The sequence below is a fragment of the Microscilla marina ATCC 23134 genome (assembly GCF_000169175.1).
GTDB classification, from domain to species: Bacteria; Bacteroidota; Bacteroidia; order Cytophagales; family Microscillaceae; genus Microscilla; species Microscilla marina.
Genome location: NZ_AAWS01000056.1, coordinates 48575 through 60578, shown reverse-complemented (window position 1 = coordinate 60578; position 12004 = coordinate 48575). Strand labels below are relative to the sequence as shown.

General features: G+C 39.9%; 8 protein-coding genes. 7 read left to right on the top strand and 1 reads right to left on the bottom strand.

All coding sequences use genetic code 11. The features are described 5' to 3' along the window. The first annotated feature begins 254 nt into the window (after nt 1–254). From M23134_RS31655 to M23134_RS31640, 4 genes are all read left to right on the top strand, one after another. Nucleotides 255–488 carry a hypothetical protein gene (locus tag M23134_RS31655; protein ID WP_045114732.1) on the top strand — a complete coding sequence of 78 codons (234 nt, stop codon included), beginning with the start codon at nt 255–257 and terminating at the stop codon, nt 486–488. 5 nt (nt 489–493) lie between these two features. Further along, a complete protein-coding gene (locus tag M23134_RS40670; RefSeq protein ID WP_002703665.1) occupies nt 494–1360 on the top strand; it encodes an NADAR family protein in 867 nt (288 codons plus the stop codon). 1 nt (nt 1361) lies between these two features. Next, nucleotides 1362–2366, top strand: coding sequence for an ADP-ribosylglycohydrolase family protein (locus tag M23134_RS31645; protein ID WP_002703664.1), 1005 nt, complete (start codon nt 1362–1364; stop codon nt 2364–2366). A 187-nt stretch (nt 2367–2553) separates the two neighbouring features. After that, nucleotides 2554–3471 carry a hypothetical protein gene (locus M23134_RS31640; RefSeq protein ID WP_002703663.1) on the top strand — a complete coding sequence of 306 codons (918 nt, stop codon included), beginning with the start codon at nt 2554–2556 and terminating at the stop codon, nt 3469–3471. 109 nt (nt 3472–3580) lie between these two features. Here M23134_RS31640 and M23134_RS31635 read toward each other — a convergent pair whose 3' ends face one another. Then, nucleotides 3581–5464, bottom strand: a complete 1884-nt coding sequence (locus M23134_RS31635; RefSeq protein WP_002703662.1) for a phage tail tape measure protein — start codon at nt 5462–5464, stop codon at nt 3581–3583. 614 nt (nt 5465–6078) lie between these two features. Between M23134_RS31635 and M23134_RS31630 the strand changes: the two genes are divergently transcribed. From M23134_RS31630 to M23134_RS31620, 3 genes are all read left to right on the top strand, one after another. Beyond that, on the top strand, nt 6079–9897 hold the full coding sequence (locus M23134_RS31630) for a two-component regulator propeller domain-containing protein (RefSeq protein WP_002703661.1): 3819 nt from the start codon (nt 6079–6081) through the stop codon (nt 9895–9897). A 507-nt stretch (nt 9898–10404) separates the two neighbouring features. After that, nucleotides 10405–11052, top strand: a complete 648-nt coding sequence (locus M23134_RS31625) for a DsbA family protein (RefSeq protein WP_002703659.1) — start codon at nt 10405–10407, stop codon at nt 11050–11052. Between the two features lie 68 nt (nt 11053–11120). After that, nucleotides 11121–11747: a hypothetical protein gene (locus M23134_RS31620; protein WP_045114731.1), complete on the top strand. Its 627-nt coding sequence runs from the start codon at nt 11121–11123 to the stop codon at nt 11745–11747. Nucleotides 11748–12004 lie beyond the last annotated feature (257 nt).

Genomic DNA, 12004 nt, shown 5'->3' with positions numbered 1-12004 from the left:
CTTATTAGTATTGCGAGGAGCAAATTTATATTTATTAAGAGATCAATATATTTACACTTCCACTACTTGGTATATTGTCATAACTGACTATCTAATGATGAATCTTGCTGGTTTTATGGAAATTCCTCAGTAGAGTGTATGTACTGCCTATTAATTGGTATGGGTTTATTTGCCTTTGATTAGCTGGGCTTATCTCTGTCCTGTTCCCGTTTCATTGCAACGACTCTAAAGTAGAAATTAATCAACAAAATGGTGTGGATATTGACAATTTATCTGACTGGGGAACACCACTGGGACCTATTAAACATGCTAATGCCAACCCTGCTATACAAATACAACAGGAAGTGTTGCTAGAAGAAGGATATTTTAAGGTACTTTCTCGACCTAGACCAATCTTAGAAAATGGTAAACCAAAAGTGGATTTAGATGGTACACCTTGGATGGAAGTACTTTTGGAGGAGACTACTAAATCTTTACGAAATTATTAATAGTTATGGAATCGTTAAAGTATGAAAGTTTACCTAATATTTTTACAAAAGAAATTTTAGAGATTCTTTATAAGATGGCCAGTGAACAATCAACAGCTTGGCATGATATATTTGATAAAATGACTGATGAACAATCTCTTCAATACGCAGATTTTTCGATGGAGAAACAAATGAGCCAAGCAGAAGACACAGAACAAAGCCTAACTCAAAAAGAAAAAGATGCACAGCAGCTGTATATTTTGAAGTGGGGAGCAGCAGGTAGGTGGAATGATGGAATGAATTTGGAAAGTGAGTATGAATATGTTGAAAAATATAGAAAACATCGCATTTTGAACAAATATGCTGAAGTTCCTGAAAGTGTAAAAACTTTGATAAACTATATGAAAATTGATGAAAAGTTTTATTTTTTTTCATCGTCTGACTCGCCTTTTTCAACTTTGTATAAGGCTAAGTTTATTATCCAGGGCATAACATATAACTCTGTTATTCAGTATATTGCTCATCATAAAGCTCGTTTGTTTCTGGATAGAGGCATTGAAAAAGGAATTTTAAAATCAGACAGCCAAAAAGAGATTTATCAATTAAGCCTTCAAGTAAAAAACTATGATAAAGTTACTTGGCATAACATGTATCTTGGGCAACATATAAGTTTTGCTTATCAACAACAGTTTTTGCAAAATGAGTATTTAAAGGATGTATTGTTTTCTACTGAAGGGAAAACAATTGTACTGAGCGACAAGAATGATGAGAAATGGGGCATTGGTCTATCTCAATTGAATAGCAAGGCTCTTCAAAGAAACACTTGGTTGGGAAAAAATTTTTTAGGGGAAATATTGACTCGGCTTAGAATAGAGTTAATGGGGAATTACTGATATGAATTTACAAGATATATTGTTAGGTTTTGCTATTGGAGATGCATTTGGGGCAGGTGTAGAGTTTCAGGATAGAAATTGGATTCGAGAAAATATTGACTTTTCTTCTTTTGTAAACGTAAGGAGTAGTGTCCAAGCCTTACATACAGATATTCAAAATTATCATGATTGGGAATATACTGATGATACAGAAATGACTATTGGGCTAATTAAAGCTTTAATCTCTGAACAACCATTTATTGAAGAGTTACTTGTAAAATTTTGGAAAAAAGAATATGAAGAAGGAGGCAATGTAAAAGGATATACCAGAGCTGGTCATGGTTCCATAAGCTGGGTATATAGCGGAGAAAAAACCATCGATGAAGTAAGAAGGTTTCAACAAAAAAGGAGGTTTCCTGGCAATGCGCCTGCAACAAGAGCATTGCCTATTGGTTTTATAAAAGATCATTTGATTAATGATTATGCTATTATCAATGCTAATGCTACACACCCTCACTCCAAAGCAATTGCTGCAAGTATTATTGTAGCAAGGGCCACTCAGTACTTGCTAGTTCAGAAAAGAAAGCAGGAGGACATCATTTTTTATTGTGCTGAGTTTATCAAAGACATAGATAGCGACACTTTTAATCTTATTTTTCAAGTAGAGAGCTTACCCCCTCCTAGTGAATTAACAGAACAAGACTATATAGTGTTATGTGGTCCACAGCCAATAGAGCCACCAAAGTTTTTAGCAGGAATTAAAGGCTTGCCTTCTGATGCTTACCATACATCTGCTTGTGTGCTTTACTTATTAAAACACTCTAAATCTGCGTTTGAAGGCTTAAAAAATGCTATTTTGATGGGTGGCGATGTAGACTCTATTGCTTCTATTTGCACAGGTATACTGAGTGGAAAGTATGGAATATCTTCCCTGCCTCATTTTATGATAGAAAGCGTTGAAGGGAAGCCATACTTAAATGATTTAGCCCGAAGATTCTATAAATACCTTGATCAAAAAAGTTCGTAGTCAATATACCAAAAGTTAATTAAGCCATCAATGATGTTTTTTCTTTGAGGCAAAGCCATCAACTAAGGTTGGGACACTTTGAATATTAGACTGTCTTTTTTTAATGTATGACGAATAAATCATTGATTTTCAAATTTATATAATCTTATCCAAGGGAGCATACGGCATTTATTTTTTTATGTAAGACATGACTTCGTATAAAAAAGATATTGAAAACTTGATGTGGGTAGATTATCAACTCCCACAAAGAGATAAAAATAACTATGCCTCCTTTATTAAAGGATACCTATCAGGTAAGAATGATAAAGGTTTTGAGGAGCAAGTTAGTTTGTACCTAAATAAAGTGCATCAAATTAATATTGAATATAGTACATGGATTGAGCAATTAGATCATTATTCCTATAAGCAAAATAGGAGTATGAACCTGGTTGAAAGTCTCAGTACTTTATTGGAAGAAATGGAAGGTTATTCTGGCAAGTTAGACGAAGAAAAAGCTCTTTTCGATGAAGAAGAGGTTTGTTGGGATGGTGAACTTAAAGGAGAAATGAAAGAGCAAATCCAACTTCAAAATACATTAATAACTGTTGGGGATTATATTCAGTTCGCTGATAAAATAGGAGGTAGCTATAAACAAACAAAGTTTTATGATTCTTCACTACGTGTTCCATGTTGGGATTTATTTTATCCTTCTGAAAGGGATTTCAACCATGTCTATTTTTATTTTGATGTAGGAGAAAAAGATGAAAGTTTTGTTACTTTTAGTAGAGTAAGATGCTTATTTAGCAATAGCATTATACAGATTAAATCTATCTCTTCTCACAAAGGTAAGGTAATTTTGTATTCTGACTTGTTTACTGTAGAGCTTGAAAAGGCCTTTCAAGAACGGGAAATAAAGCTTTTAAGCGAGGAAAATGGTGAAATTGAACCTACAGATTTTTCTAGCTTGTCTGAGCAGTTTGATAATTATATTCAGGGAATTAGCGAATCTTCTTCTTTGACAGAAACTATTAATAAATGGTGTGTATATTTTTTACATTACCTTGGTAAGCCTTGGCATAAATTTAATCAAAATATGAATGGGGGATGGTATGAAAGAAATAAATAAACTTGGGATTCTACCTCACTGGTGCGCATCTGCGATGCGTGCCTAATTTCTACGAGCAATTGTAATGTGGTTTTAGAGAACAATATATGAAGATTAAAATATCAAAACCCTACCCCTCCTGCACCATCATCGCCCCATTGATCTTGCGCACAATCTCCTGTACAATAAAATCGGCTGATTGTTGCACCTCCTGACCTTTGGCATCCAGGTTGTTGATGCTGTCTACATTCATCCCGATAATATTGCCAATGGTAATATTGATATTGACCTGTTTGCTGCCTCCTCCTGTGATTTTGTTCATGCCACTCGCACTGGTGGTGCTTGCCCCACCGCTGCTCTCCGGGGTTGCCGTGGTGGTCTTACCAGATTGTTTAGTGGGGGTAATCAAGGTGTTGAAAGCCGCACCAGTCATCGTACCCACCGTTTTTTTCTTGCGGTCTTCGTTGAACTGGTCTATCTCATCCTGTAGTTTTTTGAGGCGTTTTTTGCGCTCTTTTTCTTCCTTTTCCTGTTGTTCTTCGGCGGGAGTTTTAGGCTTTGGCTTTTTATCTTGCTGGATTTTATCCTTTTGTTTTTGACTCACGCTGTCTGCTTCTTTCGACATCACCCCAATCAGGCGCAGCCCTTGTTTTATCTTGTTGAACACCCAGCTAAACTTGTCAATCAACCAATTGAACAAATCGCCTATGCCACCAAAGACTTTGCCCACAATGTTACCCAAACCTTCAAAGGCAACCCCTACCACTTTGAGCAAAATGCCCCCAATCCACAAAAAGAGTTTGCCCAAAGGAGTGAGCAGACGTAAAATCACCCGAAGCACTGGGCGCAAACCATTGATCACTGCCGTGACTCCTCCCATGACATTCCCCAACAAGCCCCCTACATCTACGTTTGCCCGAAACGAATCGGCAAGCTGATAGACAAAAGGCAAAACCATATTTACTACCCCGGTAATGGTTTTCCAGATCTGGCCAAAGTTGTTCATAATGGTATTTGCCACGTTGAGCACTACCTCAATCAAGGGTGATAGTGCCCCAATCAGGTTGCCCGCAATGTTCCATACATCCTGGCTGACCATCAGCAGGTTGGTGCGCAGCCCACCCAATAGTTGCTGAAGACGATCTTTCATGGGGGCAAAGGTAGCGGCCAGGCGGTTGATCAAACCTGAGATATTAGTAAGCACGGTCGCAATAAAAGGCGAGACAAAGCTGACTGCCTGGGCAATGCCCTGCACCACCTCTTTTACGCCCAGCGAAGCATTGCCAAATTCGCTCAGGCTGCCCTTTGCCCCCAACAAATCGCGTTTGAACTGCCCAAAGGCCTTACGTAAAGGTGCAAAAGCATCGCTGAGGGTTTTATAGTACTGCCCGAAGTTTTCGTCCAGGTTGCTCAGCACTTCTGTCATTGATTGGGTCATCCGGCGCAGGAAAGGATCAAAGCGGTCACCGATTTCAATCATCAACCCGCTAAAAGCCGACTTTGCCTTGGTGACATCCCCCGCCAGGTTGTCTTCCATTGTTTTGGCCATTTTTTGGGCGGTACCCGCTGCGGTATTGAGCACAATGTCGTAACCTTTGATGGCTTCGGCTCCTTTGAGGGTAATTTCACCCCCTTTTTTGAGCGCGGCCTGCAAACGTTTTTCCCCAAGGAGTCGCTTCATCAGCGCTACCTGGGTAGCATTGGCAGCATTTACCCTCTTGGTAATCTGAGTGAAAGTTAAACATCCCACCTGAGCAATTGAGGTAAAATTGACAAATCCAAAGAAGGTAAACAAAGGCAGACACCGTACAATGGCATACGCTCTGGTGGTTTCTGGTGAAGCAGGTACTGGCTCGATAGTAACAAAGGATGAAAGTGTGTGTGCCTCAGAGCTATTTAAAGCAAGCCACTTGGTACGCCAGTAGCCAAAATTGGCCAGGCTGATGCCCTGAGCAGCACAAAAAACAGGTTTGGTTTGACCACTTTGCTCCCACAACTCGATCAAACCAAACATTTTCTTTACTCATATCTTTTTGATACAAAGCTAGAGAAACAAAAAGGAGCCTGAAACATGGGGTTAGTGGAAGGGATACAAATATTCCCATAACGTTTAGCTTTTAAAAGTAAGTTTAGGGAAAAATGGGGGAAATCAAAAACACGAGGCGTTGAACTCAAATTTCTAGGCGGAAAATGGGGAGCAGTCAAATATGTCAGACTATAAAATTGATAACGTGCTTGAAGAACAGCCTAAAGCTAAAAGACTTCCATCCACATATTTTATAAACTACTAAAAACCAGGGGGATATAAAACAGTAGAAACTTGAAGAGCAGCTTCAACTTGGAGCACCGATATGTATCGGCATCTAAGGATTTGTTGTGCACTCCAACGATATACATCGGCATCTAAGGACTTGAGACTGTGGTAGCTTTCAGCAAGAAAAAAATATACAAATAGTACCATCAAAAACGTAAATAAAGCCTTAATCTAAAATCTAATAGCATTTTTATTTCACTACTTTGACCGAACCATATAACTTTGCATATATTTTGTTAAATTACCAAATTAATTATGGCAGTAGTTTGCATACAAAAAGGAATAATTAGGTAATTGTTTCTCAGGAAGTTACTATGAAGGATTATTTACGAAAGATAGGTGTTATTGTACAAGTATTGTGGGCTTCGGTGTCTTTTGCTCAAAAAGTGCCTGCTCAAAAATACGGCTTGCTTCCCCAAAAAGCCATCTCTCAGTATCAATGCGATATTTGGCAAAAGCCTCAGGGACTTCCTCAAAACAGCATTTTTTCTATTACTCAAGGCCACAATGGCTATATTTGGCTGGCAAGCTATGAAGGCATTGCACGCTTTGACGGAGTAGAATTTACCATATACAATACCAGCAACGTAAAAGCCCTGCGTACCAGTGGTGCTTTGGTAGTATACGAAGACACAAAGAAAAACCTTTGGTTTGGCACCAACAATGGGGGGCTTACCAAAATGAAAGATGGCAAATTTACTACCTATACCAAAGCCAATGGTTTGTCGCACGATGCCATTACTGCGCTGGTAGAAAGCGCCGATAGCACTTTGTGGATAGGTACTCGCCGGGGACTCTCTAAGTATAAAAATGGCAAGTTTACCAATTATTATCGCAAAGACGGCCTACCCTCTAACCGAATCAACACGCTTTATATTGCCAAAGACAATACCCTCTGGATAGGCACCAACCAAGGAGTGTGTAGCTACCAAAACAACGAATTTACTGATTATAACAACAAGATATTACTCTTTAGCCGCAATGTGACCAGTTTGCTGGAAGATGGGCACGGGCAAATATGGATAGGCACCCACGCCGATTTAATTCGCTGGAACACCAACACCCAAAAGCAAGACAATTTTCACCTGAAAGAGGGACTGAATGATAAGTACATTACGTGTTTGGTACAAGATCATTTTGGCACTTTGTGGATAGGTACTCAAAGTGGAGGGGTTAATCGGCTTACTGAAACTGAGTTCCTTTCTGAAAACCCTCGTTTTACGCATTTTACAGTACGTGAGGGGTTGTCGGCCAATAGTGTGCGGGCAATATATGAAGACCGAGAAGGGAGTCTTTGGATAGGGTTGAACCGGGGTGGGCTCAACAGGCTACGTGATGGAAAGTTTAACAACTATGGCGAAACTGAGGGTTTGCCCGACAACACCATTAACTGTGTAATGGAAGCTAAAGATGGCAAAATCTGGATTGGTACCGTAAGCCAAGGCGTGAGCTACTTTAAAGGGGGCAAATTCAGGACTTTTGGCAAAGCAGAAGGTTTATCCAACAATTACATAAGGACTGTTCAGGAAGACGACCAGGGAAATATATGGGTAGGTACTTATGGTGGGGGCATCAATGTATTGTCTTTTGAAAACGAAGAAGATACCATTCCTAAAATAAAGCAGTTTTCTACGGTGGAGGGTTTGGCAGGCAATGTTATCAGATCTATTGCCAAAGGCAAAAATGGTGTACTGTGGATAGGTACACGTACTGGATTGAGCCGATATAAAAATGGCAAATTTAACAACTACTCTACCCGAAGAGGACTTTCAGAAAATTCTATTTTACCTGTATTAGAAGACCACAAAGGCAATGTATGGGCAGGTACCGATGGTGGAGGACTCAACTGTATTAGTCCTAATGGCAAAGTAACCATATACAACACCAATGAGGGTTTGAATAGCGACTTGATCTTTTCTTTGTACGAAGACAAACAAGGCAGTATTTGGGTGGGCACCAGAGGTGGGCTTACCCGAATTAAAAACAATAAAGTTCAGAGCATTACAGTACACGATGGTTTGGCAAATGATGCCATTCATTCTATTACCGAAGACGATTGGCAACGGGTGTGGATGTCGTGCAGCAATGGGGTGTTTTGGGTAAAGAAAAAAGAACTGGAAGACTTTTTTGATGGCAAGATAAAAAAGGTAAAATGTACTATTTACCGCGAAGATGATGGTATGAAAAGCAGCGACTGTGCTGCTACCTCGCAGCCTTCGGTTTGCCGCGACCGCAACGGGCATTTGTGGTACCCTACTACTGCCGGAGTGGCGGTGATCAATCCTTATAACATCAGGCTTAATCAAATGAAGCCTCCCGTGGTGATCAATAAGGTAAAGGCAGACAACAAAACTTACGAAATACACGAAAGCCTGACGTTTCCGCCCGGCACCAGTAAGTTTGAGCTACACTACGCGGGTTTGAGCCTGTTGGCACCCAACAAGGTAATGTTTGAAATAAAGCTGGAAGGGTATGAAGATGAATGGATTAATGTGGGCAACAAAAGAGAAGCTTATTACAACAACCTGGCGCCAGGCTGGTATACTTTTAGGGTAAGGGCTACCAACAGTGACGGACTGTGGAACAAAGAAGGGGCAAAAATTGCTTTTTATATAGAACCTTATTTTTACCAAACCCGGTGGTTTTTGGTGTTAATGGTTTTGTCGGTGATCTCGCTTGGGTTCTTATTTTATTATTTGCGGGTTATTCGCTTGCAAAAACGTAATGAAGAATTGGAAAAGAAGATTCAGGACAGAACCAAAGAAATTCAGACCAAGGCCGAAGAACTTACTACTATGGATAAGGTAGTAAGAACGATTAACCAGGAAGTAAAGCTTGAAAAAGTACTGAAAGTATTGCTTGAGCAAGCAATGGCTTTGATGCCTAATGTAGAAAAGGGGATATTTTTGGATTACAGCTCGCAACAGGGAAACTTTAAACTGTTGGCTTCGTCGGGCTACAGTGATGAAGACTTGACACAAGAAACACTCGATTATGCAGAGGTAATCAAATATTATTCAAAGGGAAAAGTGTTGGCAGAAGGCTTTTACAAATTATCCCCTTCACAACACGACACCTTGCTCATGCCCAACTATCGCCCACTTAGCTCATTGGTGATGGCAATTAATATAGGAAACCCTCAAACAGTAGAAGGCGTCATGATTTTTGACAGTTTCTCGAAACCTTTAGAGATAGAAGCTGCCGAAATCAAAAAATTAGGACGTTTTCAAGAGCACGCGGTATCGGCTTTTTCGAAAGCCCAGTTTTTGAAAGAAATTCAACAAAAAACCGATCAGGTAGAAGCTGCTTACAAAAAAACGCACGCCAGTATTCGTTATGCCCGGCGTATCCAACAAGCCATTTTGCCAGAGCAAGAAGAAATTGTCAATTACTTTAAAGATGCTTTTATTTTCTTTGAGCCCCGCGACATTGTAAGTGGTGACTTTTACTGGTTTTCTGAAACCGTTCCCGAACCATTTTATGCAATCCAACAAACCGAAGAAGGGTTACAGTCGGTATTTAAAGGGTTTGAAGATACCAAATATGTAATAGCAGCTGTAGACTGCACCGGACACGGGGTACCGGGAGCTTTTATGACCCTGATTGGCAATGACTCGCTCAACGCCATTGTATTGGAAGACAAAATAACCAAGCCACGACGAATTTTAGACAAGCTTGACCGTACCATTAAAAAATACCTGAAACAAGAGGCTGGCGGACGCTCAAACGAAGGAATGGACATGGCTTTGTTAGTGATAGATGAAGAAAATAAACGGGTAGAATTTGCTGGCGCCAAAAGCCCGCTATACTTGGTGCGTGATGGTGAAATGCACGTCATCAAAGGCTCTAAATACCCCATAGGTGGGGCACAAATCAAAAACAAAAAATTTGACTCCCACAGAGTACCTTATCAAGCCGGAGATGCTTTCTACATGTTTTCTGATGGCTTTCAAGACCAATTTGGTGGGCCTAACAACTCCAAGTATTTGTCTAAACGTTTTCGTAAGTTTTTGCTTGACATCAGCCCTTTGCCTATGGCGGAGCAGAAAGCCATCTTGAAAAAAGAGTTTGAAGATTGGAAAGGCGATCAGTCACAAACCGACGATGTGCTCATTATAGGTATGCGGTTTTAATTATTTGCTCTGTTTTATAGATATAAAAAAAAGACTCTACACAATAGAGTCTTTTTTTTGTTTCCTAACCACAAAGCTTATTAAATATCTTTGGTTACTATTTATTCAAACCAAATACCAAAAATACTTTGAGCAAAAACATTTTACTTAACTAACTGTATATCAGTATTTAAAATTTAAATATTTTTTATTATTTACTTTATTTCCTCTGTACGACCTTACTTTTTTATACGATATTTCGTGCATTTAGCGACATTTCGCCAACCTGCTACAAACGGCTTACCGCTCACCCATTGCCTTTAATCAATGGGGCATCGCATTAGTTTAATCGATGAATAAAAATGCCTCAAAAAATAAGGAGGTTTGAATGATAAAACTTAACTTTAGGTCATGATTGCCTTTCAACCAACTTATTGAATCCAAACGAGTCACACTTTTTTGGATAAAGCCTTGAAATGCGCAACCCTGAAATTATACCCTCGTTTTTGAACTGAAATATAGCAACACATGAAAAAACCTCAAGTAATGTATATTCTCGACCCTTTGTGTGGTTGGTGTTATGGGTTTAGCCCAGTAATCAAACAACTCAAAGATGAGTATAGTCAAGTATTTGACTTTAGAGCTTACCTGGGTGGCATGGTATTGGGCGACCGGGCAGGTACAATCAATGAAAAATTTACTTTTTTGAAAGAAGGAGCTCTAGAGCGGGTAGAGCAAGCCACTGGAGTAAATTTTGGCGATGCTTTTAAAACCGAAATGCTTGACAAAGGCGACTATGTGATCAACTCTGAGCCTCCGTCTATAGCCCTGACCATATTGCGGGAAGCCAACCCTGACCAACACATAGAAATTGCCCATGATGTACAAAATGCCCTATACCAAAATGGGAAGAACCTCAATGACCCGAAAACTTTTTTACCCCTTGCCGACAAGTATGGGGTAGCGCGTGATGAGTTTACCCAAAAGTTTGCTGATGAGGCATACCGCAAACAAACTTTTGCCGAATTCCAGATGGTACACGAGTTGGGCATCAAAGGTTACCCCAGTGTAGTGGTGATAGTAGGCGAGCAAGGCTACTTGATTGGCAGAGGTTACCAGCCTTATGGGCAGATTAGCGAAACCTTGAAAAAAATTAAAGAAGATAAGCTGCCATAGTTGAGAGCCCTGCATAGGTGGAGCTTTAGGTTCTTAGATATTGGTGTGACAAAAAAATAATATACAAGATGAACAGAGTTTGTTTAGTGATCTTGCTTTGGGGCAGCATAGCAGGCAAAGCCAATGCCCAGTATTCGCCCGAAACTTATCCCAATGAAATATACACCCAGGAAAAATATGCTTCAAAAATAGATAGCCTGCGTAAACTATGTGGACACCGCAAAAAAATACCTCAAGAGTTTGAGCTACAGACTTTGCTTGCCATTTCTCATTACCCCGATTTATACCGGGCACGCATTCAATTTATTTACCGTAAAAAGGTACAATTACCCATTGCAGCACGTCCGGCAATGGGTTTTTTAGACTTGTTTTTTCGCTTTCGCAAAGGGCGACAATACAAAATTGTGATGCGCACCAATACGCCCTATATGCTCAACCGTACCTTCGACGAACAAGTGGGTATTATAGGACACGAACTTGCCCACATTCAGTTTTACCGCCATTGTAGTTCTGTGGGTTTGTTTAGGGTAGGCTTTTGCTACCTTACTTCGAGGCGGTACCGTTGGCGGTTTGAACTTGACACTGACCAGCGTGCCATAGATTTTGGTTTTGGTCACCAACTCCTGCGCTTTCCTATTTATATGTACAGCCGCGACATTAAAGCTTATATGAAAACCAAAGGTTTTTTGAAGTAAGCACCCAAAGGCAAGTTTCGATCGGGCGTGGAGACACTGCCAGAGGCGGAAATTTTTGTTTAAAAATCAGCCTAAAAGGTTAAGATTAGGCTCCAAGACTTGCCAATACCCACCAACAACACGCTATAAAATTGTACTATACCCAGAAAAAACAAGCTGCCGCATGTTACATTTTAACATTTTCAATTAAATAATTATTACCACTGGGTATTTGTACGCATAATACAGGTATAAATCCTGATATTTGTCGCCTCAAA